The organism is Streptomyces kanamyceticus, assembly GCF_008704495.1.
Taxonomy (GTDB): Bacteria; Actinomycetota; Actinomycetes; order Streptomycetales; family Streptomycetaceae; genus Streptomyces; species Streptomyces kanamyceticus.
This window is the reverse complement of sequence record NZ_CP023699.1, coordinates 3,369,566-3,385,218: the sequence shown is the minus strand read 5'-3', so window position 1 is coordinate 3,385,218 and position 15,653 is coordinate 3,369,566. Positions and strand designations below refer to the sequence as shown.

Genomic DNA, 15,653 nt, shown 5'->3' with positions numbered 1-15,653 from the left:
CACCCGACCCCACCATGGCGAGGTGCTTTGTGTCCCCGTCCGGGACAACCATTCTTCCGGGAGCCTCCCAAACTGTTCTGTGCCTCGCACTGAACGGTCCTGAGCACGCTCCGGAACCGGCGTGACCGAGCCGGGTGACACCGCACATCAGTGGCACCGCACCGGGAATCGCCATCACCAGTGAATTCTTCCGCCGCGTTGGCGGACCACCGCCCCGGCACGTTCCCCACCACAGGGACCGCCGGACAGCACAACCGGTCGCCGAGCCAGACAGGCCGACGTCCGCTCCAGGGAAGGACCCTTCGTGAGCGACACCACCGATCTGATGGGCGTGACTGCCGACACGCCCGCCACGGACGCCTCCGCGGCGCCTGCCACCGGTGCTTCGGCCGGGTCCCGGCGGCGCCGCGGCACCGGCCTCGAGGGCATGGTGCTGGCGGAACTGCAGCAGGTCGCATCGGGCCTTGGGATCAAGGGCACCGGGCGCATGCGCAAGAGCCAGCTGATCGAGGTCATCAAGGAGGCGCAGGCAGGGGGCGGAGCCCCGGCGAAGAGCGCCGCCGCCGCGGACACCGCGGAGACCAAGCCGAAGCGCCGCGCCACCTCCAAGGCCCGTACGGGCGAGGACGCCGCGGAGAGCACCGGCAAGGCGGGCAAGGCCGCCGACAAGAGCGAGGGCGGCAAGGCCGAGAAGGTCACCGCCAAGGCCGCCGCCCAGCAGCAGATCGACATCCCCGGCCAGCCCGCCAGCGAGGACAAGGCCGCGGGTGAGCGTCGTCGTCGCAGGGCCACCGCCGACGCGGGCAGCCCGGAGACCGTCACCGCCGAGGCGAAGGGCGAGTCGAAGGCCGAGGCCAAGGGCGACGCGTCCGAGGCCAAGGGCGGCGAGGGCGCCGGCGACAACGCCGAGGGCCGCCGCGACCGCCGCGACCGGCAGGGCCGCGGCCGTGACCGCGACCGCCGCGGCAACAAGGGCGACGACCAGCAGCAGGGTGGCGGCCGCCAGGACCGCCAGGACCGTCAGCAGCAGGGCGGCGGCCGTCAGGACCGCCAGGACCGGCAGCGGGACAACGGTCCGCAGGACGACGACGACTTCGACGGCGGCCGCCGCGGCCGCCGCGGCCGTTACCGGGACCGCCGGGGCCGTCGCGGCCGTGACGAGGGCGGCTTCGGCAACGAGCCGCAGGTCTCCGACGACGACGTCCTGATCCCCGTTGCGGGCATCCTGGACATCCTCGACAACTACGCCTTCATCCGTACGTCGGGTTACCTCCCGGGTCCGAACGACGTGTACGTCTCGCTCGCCCAGGTCCGCAAGAACGGCCTGCGCAAGGGTGACCACATCACCGGAGCCGTCCGCCAGCCCAAGGACGGCGAGCGCCGCGAGAAGTTCAACGCGCTCGTCCGCCTCGACTCGGCGAACGGCATGGCGGCCGAATCCGGGCGCGGGCGACCGGAGTTCAACAAGCTGACGCCCCTTTACCCGCAGGACAGGCTCCGCCTGGAGACCGACCCGGGCGTGCTCACCACCCGCATCATCGACCTCGTCGCGCCCATCGGTAAGGGACAGCGCGGTCTGATCGTGGCCCCGCCGAAGACCGGCAAGACCATGATCATGCAGGCGATCGCCAACGCGATCACGCACAACAACCCCGAGTGCCACCTGATGGTCGTCCTGGTCGACGAGCGTCCGGAAGAGGTCACCGACATGCAGCGGTCGGTGAAGGGCGAGGTCATCTCCTCGACCTTCGACCGTCCCGCCGAGGACCACACCACGGTCGCCGAGCTCGCCATCGAGCGCGCCAAGCGTCTGGTGGAGCTGGGCCACGACGTCGTCGTGCTGCTCGACTCGATCACGCGTCTGGGCCGTGCGTACAACCTCGCCGCCCCGGCCTCGGGCCGCATCCTGTCCGGTGGTGTCGACTCGACGGCGCTCTACCCGCCCAAGCGCTTCTTCGGCGCCGCGCGCAACATCGAGGACGGCGGCTCGCTGACCATCCTCGCGACCGCGCTCGTCGACACCGGTTCGCGCATGGACGAGGTGATCTTCGAGGAGTTCAAGGGCACCGGCAACGCCGAGCTCAAGCTCGACCGCAAGCTCGCGGACAAGCGCATCTTCCCCGCGGTGGACGTCGACGCGTCCGGTACCCGTAAGGAAGAGATCCTGCTCGGCAGCGACGAGCTCGCCATCACCTGGAAGCTGCGTCGCGTGCTGCACGCGCTCGACCAGCAGCAGGCGATCGAGCTGCTCCTGGACAAGATGAAGCAGACGAAGTCGAACGCGGAGTTCCTGCTCCAGATCCAGAAGACGACCCCGGCGCCGGGCAACGGCAACGACTAGTCGTCCTCAGCAGTCAAAAGGGCCGCCCCGTCACGCTGGTGACGGGGCGGCCCTTTTGTTGCGGATGGCGCGCATGGTGCGGAACGAGACCAAAGCGAGACCTTGGCCACACACATAAGAGATTCTCACGATCACGCGCAGTAGTCCGGACCTGAGGGAAACCGCAGGTGAGGGGCCGAAAAGCAGTGCCGTTGCGTACGGCGCGTAGCGGTGTGAACCCGGGGCGCTCACAGGGCGCTGTGCAACCCTTCAAGCGGTTTCGACGTCTGACAAGTGACGAAAAACCGCGCCTGTCCCTGAAAGCAGGGGGTTACCGACCGACGAGGACTGAGGAGCAGATGACCGACGAGAGCACGCCGGCCGATACGACGCCGAAGCGTCAGCGCGGCGGAGGCGGCCGACGCCGCAAGCCCCGCCCCACGCGCCACAAGGTGCTCGTCGGCACGGCATGGGCCGCGGCCTCGGTGGTCGTACTCGGCGGAGTGGGCGCCGGCTACGTGTACTTCAAGCTCAACGGCAACATCAAGGGCGTCGACATCAACGCCGCGCTCGGCACCGACCGCCCGCTCGACGTCGACAACGGCTCCCAGGACATCCTCGTCCTCGGCTCGGACTCGCGCTCCGGTGACAACGCCAAGTACGGCAAGGACGAGGGCGCGGCCCGCTCGGACACCGCGATGATCGTCCACGTCTACAAGGGCCACAAGAAGGCCAGCATCGTCTCCATACCCCGCGACACCCTGATATCCCGGCCCCAGTGCAAGTCCGTGGACGGCAAGACGACCGACCCCGGCGGCCAGCGGCAGATGTTCAACACGGCGTACGAGGTCGGCGGCCCGGCCTGCGCCGTCAAGACCGTCGAGCAGATGTCCGGCATCAGGATGGACCACTACCTCGAGGTCGACTTCACGGGCTTCAAGAAGCTCATCGACACCCTCGGCGGCGTCGAGCTCACCACGAAGCAGCCCATCAAGGACGAGAAGAGCCACCTCGACCTCGACGCGGGCAAGCACACCCTCGACGGCGAGCAGGCGCTCGGCCTCGTCCGCACCCGGCACGGCGTCGGTGACGGCAGTGACCTGGGCCGCATCCAGCTCCAGCAGGCGTTCATCAAGGCCCTGCTCAACCAGGTCAAGGACGTCGGCGTCTTCAGCAACCCGAAGAAGCTCTTCGACCTCGCGGACGACGCGACCAGCGCCATCACCACCGACTCGGACCTGAACGACGTGAAGTCCCTGGCGAGCTTTGCCAACGGCCTCAAGGGCATCGGCGCGGGCGACATGAAGATGGTCACGCTGCCCGTCGAGTACGACCCCGCGGACCGCAACCGCGTGCTGCCCCTGGAGCAGGCGGGCAAGGAGGTCTGGGGCGCGCTCAAGGCCGACAAGCCCATCCCCAAGTCCGCCACGGACAAGTCGGCGGGCGACAAGGGCTCCGTGGGCTCCGTGGTGAGCAGCGACTGAGCCCCCGGGAAGAGCGGCCGGCGAGCCCTCAGGAATAGATCGGCCCCCACCCCGGTTTTGGGAGATACGGCCGGTCCTGGCAGACTGGTACGTCGGCCCCGGTTCACGTACGAGCAATCCGCGCGTACGACCCGGCGCCCTCCCGAAACTAGGAGACACCTTGAAGCGCGACATCCACCCCGAGTACTTCGAGACCCAGGTCAGCTGCACCTGTGGCGCGGAGTTCACCACCCGCAGCACGATCTCCAGCGGCACCGTCCGTGCCGAGGTCTGCTCCGAGTGCCACCCGTTCTACACGGGCAAGCAGAAGATCCTCGACACCGGTGGCCGCGTGGCCCGCTTCGAGGCCCGCTTCGGCAAGGCTGCAGGCGCCAACAAGTAGCGAGCCACTGCGCCGGTCATCGGCCGCCCTCGGGAGGGGGTGGCCGGGACCGGCGCTTTTGCCGTCCCGCAGCCAATTCGCGTAGAAACCTCGCGTAGAAAACCAGGAGCCCCCGATGTTCGAGGCGGTCGAGGAACTGATCGGCGAGCACGCCGATCTGGAGAACAAGCTCGCGGACCCGTCGGTCCACGCCGACCAGGCCAACGCGCGCAAGCTCAACAAGCGCTATGCCGAGCTGACCCCGATCGTCTCGACGTACCGCGCCTGGAAGCAGACCGGTGAGGACATCGAGACCGCGCGCGAGTTCGCCGCCTCCGACCCGGACTTCGCCGCCGAGGTCAAGGACCTGGAGCGGCAGCGCGAGGAGATCACCGAGAAGCTGCGCCTGCTGCTCGTGCCCCGGGACCCGTCCGACGACAAGGACGTCATCCTGGAGGTCAAGGCGGGCGCGGGCGGCGACGAGTCGGCGCTCTTCGCCGGTGACCTGCTCCGCATGTACCTGCGGTACGCGGAGCGCGTCGGCTGGAAGACCGAGATCATCGACGCCACCGAGTCCGAGCTGGGCGGCTACAAGGACGTCCAGGTCGCCGTGAAGACCAAGGGCGGCCAGGGTGCCACCGAGCCGGGACAGGGCGTCTGGGCCCGGCTGAAGTACGAGGGCGGCGTGCACCGCGTGCAGCGCGTGCCCTCCACCGAGTCCCAGGGCCGCATCCACACCTCGGCCGCCGGTGTCCTGGTGACGCCCGAGGCCGAGGAGATCGACGTCGAGATCCACGCGAACGACCTGCGCATCGACGTCTACCGCTCCTCGGGTCCCGGCGGCCAGTCCGTCAACACCACCGACTCCGCGGTGCGCATCACGCACCTGCCCACCGGAGTCGTCGCCTCCTGCCAGAACGAGAAGAGCCAGCTCCAGAACAAGGAGCAGGCCATGCGTATTCTGCGTTCCAGGCTGCTCGCGGCGGCCCAGGAGGAAGCGGAGAAGGAGGCCGCGGACGCGCGCCGCAGCCAGGTCCGCACCGTCGACCGCTCCGAGAAGATCCGGACGTACAACTTCCCGGAAAACCGGATCTCGGACCACCGCGTCGGTTTCAAGGCGTACAACTTGGACCAGGTGCTCGACGGCGACCTCGACGCGGTCATCCAGGCCTGCGTCGACGCGGACTCCGCCGCCAAGCTCGCCGCCGCGTAACACCCCCGCCCGTCCACAGCTCAGCCCGGAGGACCAGCGTGCAGCAACATCTTGGGGGGCGACCCCCAAACCCCCGCGGCGTGCTGCTCGCGGAAGTGGCCCAGGCCACCCAACGCCTCGCCGACGCGGGCGTGCCCTCGCCGCGCAACGACGCGGAGGAGCTGGCCGCCTTCGTACACGGTGTGAAGCGGGGCGAGCTGCACTCCGTCAAGGACGCGGACTTCGACGCCCGCTACTGGGAGACGATCGCCCGCCGCGAGGCCCGCGAGCCGCTCCAGCACATCACCGGGCACGCCTACTTCCGGTACCTGGAGCTGCAGGTCGGCCCCGGGGTCTTCGTGCCGCGGCCGGAGACCGAGTCGGTCGTCGGGTGGGCCATAGACGCCGTGCGCGCCATGGACGTGGTCGAGCCGCTGATCGTCGACCTGTGCACCGGGTCGGGCGCCATCGCGCTCGCCCTCGCGCAGGAGGTCCCGCGCTCGCGGGTGCACGCCGTGGAGCTCTCCGAGGACGCCCTGAAGTGGACCCGGAAGAACGTCGAGGGATCCAGGGTCAAGCTCTCCCAGGGCGACGCCCGTGACGCGCTCCCCGAGCTCGACGGACAGGTCGACCTGGTGGTCTCCAACCCGCCGTACATCCCGCTCACCGAGTGGGAGTACGTCGCGCCGGAGGCCCGCGACCACGACCCCGAGCTCGCCCTGTTCTCCGGCGAGGACGGCCTCGACCTGATCCGCGGCATCGAACGCACCGCGCACCGGCTGCTCCGCCCCGGCGGTGTCGTCGTCGTCGAGCACGCCGACACCCAGGGCGGCCAGGTGCCGTGGATCTTCACCGAGGAGCGGGGCTGGGCCGACGCGGCCGACCACCCCGACCTCAACAACCGGCCGCGCTTCGCCACCGCCCGCAAGGCGATGCCGTGACCACCAAGACGTCAAGCCAGCAGTACGTGTACGAGGAGGCCCGCTAAATGGCACGGCGATACGACACCAACGACGCGACCGACCGTACGACCGGTCTGCGCGAGGCCGCGTCCGCCGTCCGCCGTGGCGAGCTGGTCGTGCTGCCCACCGACACCGTCTACGGCATCGGTGCCGACGCCTTCACCCCGGAGGCCTGCGCCGATCTCCTGGACGCCAAGGGCCGCGGCCGCAACATGCCGACCCCCGTCCTCATCGGCTCACCGAACACCCTGCACGGCCTGGTCACCGACTTCTCCGAGTCGGCCTGGGAGCTCGTCGACGCCTTCTGGCCCGGCGCCCTGACCCTGGTCGCCAAGCAGCAGCCGTCCCTCCAGTGGGACCTCGGCGACACCCGCGGCACGGTCGCCATCCGCATGCCGCTGCACCCCGTCGCCATCGAACTGCTCACCGAGGTCGGCCCGATGGCCGTCTCCTCCGCCAACCTCACGGGCCACCCGGCCCCCGAGGACTGCGACGCCGCCCAGGAGATGCTCGGCGACTCCGTCTCCGTGTACCTGGACGGCGGCCCGACCCCCGGCATCGTCCCGTCGTCGATCGTCGACGTCACGGGCAAGGTGCCGGTGCTGCTGCGGGCGGGCGCGCTCTCCGCCGAGGAGCTGCGCAAGGTCGTACCCGACCTCGAGGTGGCGAATTGACAGCCCCTGAGACGGGGCGTGGCATAGCGGGCTTCCCGGGCTCTGCGGGCGCGTTCCGCATCCTCCACGTCAGCACCGGCAACGTGTGCCGCTCGCCGATCACCGAGCGGCTGACCCGGCATGCCCTGGCCGACCGGCTCGGCGACCCCTTCACGGGCGGTCTGATCGTGGAGAGCGCGGGCACCTGGGGCCACGAGGGCGCCCCCATGGAGACCAACGCCGAGACCGTCCTCGCGGACTTCGGCGCGGACGCCACCGGGTTCATGGGCCGCGAGCTCCTCGACGACCACGTCATCCGCGCCGACCTCGTCCTGACGGCGACCCGCGACCACCGGGCGCAGGTCATCTCGATGGGCCACTCGGCGGGCCTGCGCACGTTCACGCTCAAGGAGTTCACGCGGCTCGTGCGGGCCATAGACCCGACGACCCTGCCCGACCCCGACGAGGGCGTGGTGGAGCGCGCCAGGGCCCTGGTGCGCGCCGCGGCGGCCCTGCGCGGCTGGCTCCTCGCCCCCAACGTGGAGGCCGACGAGGTGTACGACCCCTACGGGGCACCCCTGCCCTTCTTCCGCTCGGTCGGCGACGAGATCAACCAGGCCCTGGACCCCGTGGTGACGGCCCTGACCGGGGTGAACGCCCACACCTAGACTCCGGGCCCGCGCGGGCCCGCCCCCGCGGGCCTACATTGGATCTGAGGTCACCCCCGCACGGCCCCGGAGCCCACCATGTCGCTCAGCACGGTCACCACGGAGGGCACCGCGTCCAGCGGCGCCTCCGTCGCGTACACGGATCTCGACGCGCTGCGCCGACAGGACCCGGAGCTCGCCGACGTCCTGGTGGGGGAGGTCGTGCGGCAGTCCGACTCCCTGCAGCTGATCGCCGCGGAGAACTTCACCTCGCCCGCCGTCCTCACCGCCCTGGGCTCCCCGCTCGCCAACAAGTACGCGGAGGGCTACCCCGGCGCCCGGCACCACGGCGGCTGCGAGCTCGTGGACGTCGCCGAGCGGATCGCCGTCGACCGCGCCAAGGCGCTCTTCGGCGCCGAGCACGCCAACGTACAGCCGCACTCCGGGTCCTCCGCGGTGCTCGCCGCGTACGCCGCGCTGCTGAGACCGGGGGACACGGTCCTCGCGATGGGACTGCCGTACGGCGGACACCTCACGCACGGCTCACCCGCGAACTTCTCCGGACGCTGGTTCGACTTCGTCGGCTACGGAGTGGATCCCGAGAGCGGCCTCATCGACTACGACCAGGTGCGCGCCCTGGCCCGTACGCATCGCCCCAAGGCCATCGTCTGCGGCTCGATCTCCTATCCGCGGCACATCGACTACGCGGCCTTCCGCGAGATCGCCGACGACGCGGGCGCCTACCTCATCGCCGACGCGGCGCACCCGATGGGCCTGGTGGCCGGGGGAGCGGCGCCCAGCCCTGTGCCGCACGCGGACGTGGTCTGCGCGACCACGCACAAGGTCCTGCGCGGCCCTCGGGGCGGCCTCCTGCTGTGCGGGGCGGAGCTCGCCGAACGGATCGACCGGGCCGTCTTCCCGTTCACGCAGGGCGGCGCCCAGATGCACACGATCGCCGCCAAGGCCGTCGCCTTCGGCGAAGCGGCAACACCGGCCTTCACCGCGTACGCCCATCAGGTGGTGATCAACGCACGGATGCTGGCCGAGGGTCTTGCCGCCGCCGGTTTCGCGATCACCACCGGCGGTACGGACACCCATCTGATTCTGGCCGATCCGACACCCCTGGGAGTCGACGCACGCACCGCCCGCGGCCGACTCGCGGCGGCCGGGATCGTCCTCGACACGTGCGCGCTGCCGCACGGCGACACCCGCGGTCTACGGCTGGGAACCGCCGCCGTCACGACCCAGGGGATGACCGCGCCGGACATGGTGCGCATCGCGGGACTGCTGGTCGACGCGGTGCGCGAAGACCCGAACGTACGAGAAGAGGTACGCGAACTGGTGGGCAGGTTTCCGCCGTATGCGGGCTAGGACGGGGTGGGCGCGTCCGTGACCTGCGCGTGATCGTGCAACCATCGTCGCTACCCGGAAGTCCCCAACCATATGCGCGCGAAGCTAGGGTGTGGGGCTGAGATGGCCAGCGATATCTGTGGGGATGCCCGTGCGTGAATACCTGCTGATCCTCTGCATCACGGCCGCGGTGACCTACTTGCTGACCGGCCCGGTGCGGAAGTTCGCGATCGTGGCCGGCGCCATGCCGGAGATCCGCGCTCGTGACGTACACCGGGAGCCCACGCCCCGGCTCGGCGGTATCGCGATGTTCTTCGGCCTGTGCGCGGGGCTCCTGGTCGCTGATCACCTGCCGAACCTGCGGGGAGTCTTCGAGAACTCCAACGAGCCGCGCGCCCTGCTCTCCGGAGCGGCGCTGATCTGGCTGATCGGCGTCCTCGACGACAAGTTCGAGATCGACGCCCTGATCAAGCTCGGCGGCCAGATGATCGCCGCGGGCGTCATGGTCATGCAGGGTCTGACGATCCTGTGGATCCCGGTCCCCGGCGTCGGCACGGTCTCGCTGACCCAGTGGCAGGGCACGCTGCTCACCGTCGCGCTCGTCGTGATCACCATCAACGCGGTGAACTTCGTCGACGGCCTCGACGGCCTCGCGGCGGGCATGGTGTGCATCGCCTCCGCCGCGTCCTTCATGTACGCCTACCGGATCTGGTACGGGTACGGCATCGAGGCCGCGGCCCCCGCGACGCTCTTCGCCGCCATCCTGATGGGCATGTGCCTGGGCTTCCTGCCGCACAACATGCACCCCGCCCGGATCTTCATGGGCGACTCGGGCTCGATGCTCATCGGCCTGATCCTCGCGGCGGGCGCGATCTCCGTCACCGGACAGGTCGACCCGGCCGCGATGAAGCTGAACTTCGGCGGCACCCGCGACGCCACGCACGCGATGCTCCCGGTCTTCATCCCGCTCCTGATGCCGCTGACGATCATCGCCATCCCGTTCGCCGACCTGGTCCTCGCGATCGTGCGGCGCACCTGGAACGGCAAGTCGCCCTTCGCCGCCGACCGCGGCCACCTCCACCACCGGCTCCTGGAGATCGGGCACTCGCACAGCCGCGCGGTCCTGATCATGTACTTCTGGTCGGCGCTCATCGCCTTCGGCACCGTGGCGTACTCGGTGCACTCCACGAGCGTGTGGATGCTGCTCCTCATCGTGGCGCTCAGCGCGGTCGGCCTCGTGCTCCTGCTGCTGCCGCGCTTCACACCGCGCACACCGCGCTGGGCCGAGGCGTTCGTGCCGCCTCGCTACCGCCGCAGCGGCGCGGCCGAACAGGGCGCCCACGGTGGGGCGGAGGGGGTGCACGGGGGAGCGGAGACCCCTGTGGACCAGGAGGAGAAGACGCCGGTCGCCGCGGGCGTCAACGGAGCGACCGCGATCGGCGCCCGTTCGCGCTTCCAGGATCGGCGCGAGGCGGGTTCGTCGCGCTGAGGCGCGACACTAAATCGCCCCATTACCAGACAAGTTGGCGCCGAGCGTGCACAGACGCGCAGGTTCACTCTCATGTGTGACAGTGAGCACACCGAGCAGGTAAAGACCTCATCAAATAGTTTGTGATACCGTTCACGAAACCCGGGGATAGAGCCGAAGGACCGTAGTGCGACGGTCCATTGGCCCGAGGGACCCTCTCGACCCGGGTCTACGCTCGTCCATGACGACACCCTGCCCCCATCAGTAAGCGGAGCTGCCGCCATGCCGTCTCAAGACACCCGAACTCTCCTTCAGTCCGCTGTGCCCACAGCCGCCGTCGGCGCGATCGTCGCCGTCATCAGTGGTGTGGTCGCGGGCGGCAAGGGAGCCATCGGGGCCGTCGTCGGCACTGTGGTCGTCATCGCCTTCATGGGGCTCGGCATGTACGCCTTGCAGCGGACGGCAAAATCGCTTCCGCAGCTGTTTCAGGCGATGGGCATGATGCTCTACGTCGCCCAACTCCTGCTGCTGCTCATCTTCGTGGGTCTGTTCAAGGACACTGATCTCTTCAATCCCAAGACATTCGCGCTCGCGCTCGTGATCGCGACCGTCGTCTGGATGATCGGCCAGGCCCGCGCGCACATGAAGGCGAAGATCCTTTACGTCGAGCCCGACTCCGATAACAGCGACAAGCCGGAGAAGTCGGGGTCCTCGCAGTGAAGGGTAGGGGCGGGATAAATGCCCGTTCGAGATGCTGCTATCGTCCGGTGCCAACTGCGGCACTGCTGGCGCGGGCATCTGAGCTGACGCCTGCACGATCGCGAGGCTCGATGCCTGAACGCCGCTCCCACTTCCGAAACACCAGTCCGGTGCCGACCCGCGGCTGCGCGCCGCGCCGACACGACAACGAGGTTGCCGTACCTATGCGTCACGCCGAAGGAGCCCGCGGTGAGTGCTGACCAAACTGAGCTCGCCTTTGACTGGAGCTGTCGGATCATGTCCGACGGATGCGGCTTCCCGGCTCCGGGCCTGCACTCGTTCCTCTTCAAGCCGATCTTCACGGTCGGCGGGTTCGAGTTCAACAAGGTGATGCTGCTCGCCCTGTTGACCACGCTCGTCGTCATCACCTTCTTCTATGCCGCTTTCGGCAAGGCCAAGGTGATTCCGGGCAAGCTCCAGATGATGGGCGAGGCGGGCTACGACTTCGTACGCCGCGGCATCGTCTACGAGACCCTCGGCAAGAAGGAGGGCGAGAAGTACGTCCCCCTGATGGTCTCGCTGTTCTTCTTCATCTGGATCATGAACATCTGGTCCGTGGTTCCGCTTTCGCAGTTCCCGGTCTCGTCGGTCATCGCCTATCCGGCCGTGCTCGCGCTGCTGGTCTACCTGATCTGGCTGCCGCTGACCTTCAAGCGCCATGGGTTCGTGGGCGGTTGGAAGAACGTCACGGGCTACGACAACTCGCTCGGTCCGATCAAGTGGCTCGTGTCGTTCATCGAGCTCTTCTCGAACCTGCTCGTGCGGCCTTTCACGCACGCGGTGCGACTGTTCGCCAACATGTTCGCCGGTCACCTGATGCTGGTGATGTTCACCGTCGCCTCCTGGTACCTGCTGAACAGCTACATGATCCCGGCCGCCGGTGTCTCCTTCGTGATGACCGTGGTCATGATCCTCTTCGAGCTTTTCGTGCAGGCCGTCCAGGCGTACGTCTTCGTGCTCCTCGCCTGCTCGTACATCCAGGGCGCTCTCGCGAAGCACCACTGAGCCAGCCCTCCTCCACAAGCCCCCAGATCGTCCGGTGGCCAACCCCCACCGGCCAGTGAAAGAGAAGGAAGTAACGGCATGTCCGCTGCTCTCGACATGGTCAACCTCGCCGCCGAGAAGGGCCTGCACGGCTCCACCGGTTCCATCGGCTACGGCCTCGCCGCGATCGGCCCCGGCATCGGTGTCGGCATTGTCTTCGGTAAGGGCACCGAGGCGCTGGCGCGTCAGCCCGAAGCTGCTGGCCTGATCCGCGCCAACCAGATCCTCGGCTTCGCCTTCTGTGAGGCGCTCGCCCTCATCGGCATCGTTATGCCGTTCGTGTTCGGTAAGTAAGCACTTCTTACTGACACTTTTCGACGAAAGGCATTGATGTGATCGCCAACCTGGTTCAGCTGGCGGCCGAGGAAGAGCAGAACCCGCTCGTCCCGCCGGGTCCTGAGCTGCTCGTCGGCGCCCTTGCCTTCGCCATCGTCTTCTTCTTCTTCTGGAAGAAGCTCCTCCCGAACATCAACAAGGTTCTGGACGAGCGCCGGGAGGCGATCGAAGGCGGTATCGAGAAGGCCGAGGCCGCTCAGACCGAGGCCCAGAGCGTTCTTGAGCAGTACAAGGCTCAGCTCGCCGAGGCTCGTCACGAGGCCGCGCGTCTGCGCCAGGAGGCGCAGGAGCAGGGCGCCCAGCTCATCGCCGAGATGCGGGCCGAGGGCCAGCGTCAGCGCGAGGAGATCGTCGCCGCCGGTCACGCGCAGCTCGCCGCCGACCGCAAGGCCGCCGCGCAGTCGCTGCGTCAGGACGTGGGCCAGCTGGCCACCGACCTGGCCGGCAAGCTCGTCGGTGAGTCCCTGGAGGACCACGCCCGGCAGAGCCGCACGATCGACCGCTTCCTCGACGAGCTCGAGGAGAAGGCCGAGGCAACTCGATGACAGCGCACGGAGCGAGCCGCGAGGCCCTGGCCGCCGCGCGTGAGCGCCTCGACGCGCTGACCGACAGCACCTCGGTCGACGCGAAGAAGCTCGCCGACGAGCTGGCCGCGGTCACCGCGCTGTTCAACCGTGAGGTCTCGCTGCGCCGGGTCCTGACCGATCCGGCACAGTCCGGTGAGGCCAAGGCCGAGCTCGCGGGCCGTCTCCTCACCGGCCAGGTGGGCGGCGAGACCGCCGACCTGGTGGCGGGCATGGTGCGCTCGCGCTGGTCGCGGTCGCGTGACCTGGTGGACGCCCTCGAGGAGCTGGCCGACCTCGCCGACCTGACCGGTGCGCAGAAGTCCGGCGCCCTGGACAACGTCGAGGACGAGCTCTTCCGGTTCGGCCGGATCGTCGCGTCGAGCACCGAGCTGCGCGCCGCGCTGACCGACCGCGCCGCCACCGGCACGGCCAAGGGCGAGCTGCTGCGCAGCCTGCTCGGCGGTCGCGCCGAGACCGTCACGGAGCGGCTCATCGAGCGCCTTGTGACCGCGCCGCGTGGACGTAGCCTGGAAGAGGGACTCGAGTCCCTCTCCAAGCTGGCCGCGGACCGTCGCAACCGCATGGTCGCCGTCGTCACCTCCGCCGTTCCGCTCTCGGACCGGCAGAAGGAGCGTCTCGGCGCCGTCCTGGCCAAGGTGTACGGACGCTCGATGCACCTCAACCTCGATGTGGACCCCGAGGTCCTCGGCGGGATCACGGTCCAGGTGGGCGACGAGCTCATCAACGGCTCGATCGCGGACCGCATCGAGGAAGCCGGTCGCCGCGTGGTCGGCCAGTAACTCAACAAGCATGACCTACGGCCCTAGTTGGGCCGTGCAGAGGATTCCTGGGGGCTGACCCCAGACCCCCCAAGAAAACTTTCGGGCCCAACAAGGAGAGCAGGGAACCCAGATGGCGGAGCTCACGATCCGGCCGGAGGAGATCCGGGACGCGCTGGAGAACTTTGTCCAGGCGTACAAGCCGGACGCGGCCTCGCGCGAGGAGGTCGGTACGGTCACCCTTGCCGGCGACGGCATCGCGAAGGTCGAGGGCCTGCCCTCGGCCATGGCCAACGAGCTGCTGAAGTTCGAGGACGGGACCCTCGGTCTCGCGCTTAACCTTGAAGAGCGCGAGATCGGTTCGATCGTCCTCGGTGAGTTCAGCGGCATCGAGGAGGGCCAGTCGGTCAGCCGTACGGGCGAGGTCCTGTCGGTCGCGGTGGGCGAGGGTTACCTCGGCCGCGTCGTCGACCCGCTCGGCAACCCGATCGACGGCCTCGGCGACATCGACACCGTCGGCCGCCGTGCCCTTGAGCTGCAGGCCCCCACGGTCATGCAGCGCAAGTCGGTGCACGAGCCGATGGAGACCGGCTACAAGGCCGTCGACGCCATGACCCCGATCGGCCGTGGCCAGCGTCAGCTGATCATTGGTGACCGCCAGACGGGCAAGACCGCCCTGGCCGTCGACACGATCATCAACCAGCGCGACAACTGGCGCTCGGGCGACGTGAACAAGCAGGTGCGCTGCATCTACGTCGCCATCGGTCAGAAGGGCTCCACCATCGCCTCCGTGCGTGGTGCGCTCGAAGAGGCCGGCGCGCTGGAGTACACGACCATCGTCGCCGCCCCGGCGTCCGACCCGGCCGGCTTCAAGTACCTGGCGCCGTACACCGGTTCGGCCATCGGCCAGCACTGGATGTACGAGGGCAAGCACGTCCTCATCATCTTCGACGACCTCTCGAAGCAGGCCGACGCCTACCGCGCCGTGTCCCTGCTGCTCCGCCGCCCGCCGGGGCGCGAGGCCTACCCGGGTGACGTCTTCTACGTCCACTCGCGTCTGCTCGAGCGCTGCGCGAAGCTCTCCGACGAGCTGGGCAAGGGCTCGATGACCGGTCTGCCGGTCGTCGAGACCAAGGCGAACGACGTGTCGGCGTTCATCCCGACCAACGTCATCTCCATCACCGACGGCCAGTGCTTCCTGGAGTCGGACCTCTTCAACGCCGGTCAGCGCCCCGCGCTGAACGTCGGTATCTCCGTCTCCCGAGTCGGTGGTTCCGCGCAGCACAAGGCGATGAAGCAGGTTTCCGGTCGCCTCCGTGTGGACCTCGCCCAGTTCCGTGAGCTGGAGGCGTTCGCCGCCTTCGGTTCCGACCTGGACGCCGCGTCCAAGGCCCAGCTCGAGCGCGGCCAGCGCATGGTCGAGCTGCTCAAGCAGCCGCAGTACGAGCCGATGGCGACCGAGGACCAGGTCGTGTCCGTGTGGGCCGGTACCACCGGGCGCATGGACGAGGTGCCGGTCAAGGACATCCGTCGCTTCGAGCGCGAGCTGCTCGAGTACCTGCACCGCAAGGAGCAGGGCCTCATGACCTCCATCAAGGAGGGCGGCAAGATGTCGGACGACACGCTCACCGCTGTCAGCGACGCCATCGCGGAGTTCAAGAAGCAGTTCGAGACCTCGGACGGGAAGCTTCTCGGCGAGGACGCTCCGGCCGCCGCCGGTAAGTGACGACGG

Annotated in this window: 15 protein-coding genes; all 15 read left to right on the top strand. The window is 68.9% G+C overall.

Annotated elements, in window-relative coordinates; genetic code table 11:
• The first annotated feature begins 304 nt into the window (after positions 1–304).
• On the top strand, positions 305–2,341 hold the full coding sequence (rho, locus tag CP970_RS13610) for a transcription termination factor Rho (protein ID WP_055543568.1): 2,037 nt from the start codon (positions 305–307) through the stop codon (positions 2,339–2,341).
• Positions 2,342–2,679: 338 nt separating this feature from the next.
• Entirely contained in the window at positions 2,680–3,804 is a 1,125-nt protein-coding gene (locus CP970_RS13605) for an LCP family protein (RefSeq protein ID WP_055543567.1), read from the top strand.
• A gap of 160 nt (positions 3,805–3,964) precedes the next feature.
• The gene (gene rpmE, locus CP970_RS13600) at positions 3,965–4,186 is read left to right on the top strand and encodes a 50S ribosomal protein L31 (RefSeq protein ID WP_055543566.1); all 222 of its coding nucleotides are present in this window, start codon (positions 3,965–3,967) and stop codon (positions 4,184–4,186) included.
• A 115-nt stretch (positions 4,187–4,301) separates the two neighbouring features.
• On the top strand, positions 4,302–5,378 hold the full coding sequence (gene prfA, locus CP970_RS13595) for a peptide chain release factor 1 (RefSeq protein WP_055543565.1): 1,077 nt from the start codon (positions 4,302–4,304) through the stop codon (positions 5,376–5,378).
• 80 nt (positions 5,379–5,458) lie between these two features.
• Positions 5,459–6,298, top strand: coding sequence for a peptide chain release factor N(5)-glutamine methyltransferase (prmC, locus tag CP970_RS13590; protein ID WP_055543564.1), 840 nt, complete (start codon positions 5,459–5,461; stop codon positions 6,296–6,298).
• A 47-nt stretch (positions 6,299–6,345) separates the two neighbouring features.
• Positions 6,346–6,993 (top strand): L-threonylcarbamoyladenylate synthase, encoded by a 648-nt coding sequence (locus tag CP970_RS13585; RefSeq protein ID WP_055543563.1) that lies wholly within the window; start codon positions 6,346–6,348, stop codon positions 6,991–6,993.
• Positions 6,990–7,640 carry an arsenate reductase/protein-tyrosine-phosphatase family protein gene (locus CP970_RS13580; RefSeq protein WP_055543562.1) on the top strand — a complete coding sequence of 217 codons (651 nt, stop codon included), beginning with the start codon at positions 6,990–6,992 and terminating at the stop codon, positions 7,638–7,640. The genes CP970_RS13585 and CP970_RS13580 overlap by 4 nt, the downstream gene beginning before the upstream one ends.
• Positions 7,641–7,718: 78 nt before the next feature.
• Complete coding sequence (locus CP970_RS13575) at positions 7,719–8,990, top strand: serine hydroxymethyltransferase (protein WP_079043100.1); 1,272 nt, start codon at positions 7,719–7,721, stop codon at positions 8,988–8,990.
• Between the two features lie 124 nt (positions 8,991–9,114).
• Positions 9,115–10,458 (top strand): MraY family glycosyltransferase, encoded by a 1,344-nt coding sequence (locus tag CP970_RS13570; RefSeq protein ID WP_224058422.1) that lies wholly within the window; start codon positions 9,115–9,117, stop codon positions 10,456–10,458.
• Positions 10,459–10,719: 261 nt separating this feature from the next.
• Positions 10,720–11,157, top strand: a complete 438-nt coding sequence (locus CP970_RS13565) for a hypothetical protein (RefSeq protein ID WP_055543561.1) — start codon at positions 10,720–10,722, stop codon at positions 11,155–11,157.
• A 276-nt stretch (positions 11,158–11,433) separates the two neighbouring features.
• Positions 11,434–12,201 carry a F0F1 ATP synthase subunit A gene (gene atpB, locus CP970_RS13560; protein ID WP_055543560.1) on the top strand — a complete coding sequence of 256 codons (768 nt, stop codon included), beginning with the start codon at positions 11,434–11,436 and terminating at the stop codon, positions 12,199–12,201.
• 78 nt (positions 12,202–12,279) lie between these two features.
• A complete protein-coding gene (gene atpE / locus CP970_RS13555) occupies positions 12,280–12,534 on the top strand; it encodes an ATP synthase F0 subunit C (protein WP_055543559.1) in 255 nt (84 codons plus the stop codon).
• 38 nt (positions 12,535–12,572) lie between these two features.
• Positions 12,573–13,121: a F0F1 ATP synthase subunit B gene (locus CP970_RS13550; RefSeq protein ID WP_055543558.1), complete on the top strand. Its 549-nt coding sequence runs from the start codon at positions 12,573–12,575 to the stop codon at positions 13,119–13,121.
• Positions 13,118–13,942, top strand: a complete 825-nt coding sequence (locus CP970_RS13545) for a F0F1 ATP synthase subunit delta (protein ID WP_055543557.1) — start codon at positions 13,118–13,120, stop codon at positions 13,940–13,942. Before CP970_RS13550 ends, CP970_RS13545 begins: the two co-directional genes overlap by 4 nt.
• Positions 13,943–14,054: 112 nt before the next feature.
• Positions 14,055–15,647: a F0F1 ATP synthase subunit alpha gene (atpA, locus tag CP970_RS13540; protein WP_055543556.1), complete on the top strand. Its 1,593-nt coding sequence runs from the start codon at positions 14,055–14,057 to the stop codon at positions 15,645–15,647.
• The last annotated feature ends 6 nt before the right edge of the window (positions 15,648–15,653 follow it).

What these genes read in the sequence shown, in the direction of transcription:
- CP970_RS13575 (WP_079043100.1), top strand. Translation starts at nt 7,719, where the DNA reads ATGTCGCTCAGCACGGTCACCACGGAGGGCACCGCGTCCAGCGGCGCC.
- atpA (WP_055543556.1), top strand. Translation starts at nt 14,055, where the DNA reads ATGGCGGAGCTCACGATCCGGCCGGAGGAGATCCGGGACGCGCTGGAG.
- CP970_RS13545 (WP_055543557.1), top strand. Translation starts at nt 13,118, where the DNA reads ATGACAGCGCACGGAGCGAGCCGCGAGGCCCTGGCCGCCGCGCGTGAG.
- atpE (WP_055543559.1), top strand. Translation starts at nt 12,280, where the DNA reads ATGTCCGCTGCTCTCGACATGGTCAACCTCGCCGCCGAGAAGGGCCTG.
- prfA (WP_055543565.1), top strand. Translation starts at nt 4,302, where the DNA reads ATGTTCGAGGCGGTCGAGGAACTGATCGGCGAGCACGCCGATCTGGAG.
- CP970_RS13565 (WP_055543561.1), top strand. Translation starts at nt 10,720, where the DNA reads ATGCCGTCTCAAGACACCCGAACTCTCCTTCAGTCCGCTGTGCCCACA.
- CP970_RS13570 (WP_224058422.1), top strand. Translation starts at nt 9,115, where the DNA reads ATGCCCGTGCGTGAATACCTGCTGATCCTCTGCATCACGGCCGCGGTG.
- CP970_RS13605 (WP_055543567.1), top strand. Translation starts at nt 2,680, where the DNA reads ATGACCGACGAGAGCACGCCGGCCGATACGACGCCGAAGCGTCAGCGC.
- CP970_RS13585 (WP_055543563.1), top strand. Translation starts at nt 6,346, where the DNA reads ATGGCACGGCGATACGACACCAACGACGCGACCGACCGTACGACCGGT.
- atpB (WP_055543560.1), top strand. Translation starts at nt 11,434, where the DNA reads ATGTCCGACGGATGCGGCTTCCCGGCTCCGGGCCTGCACTCGTTCCTC.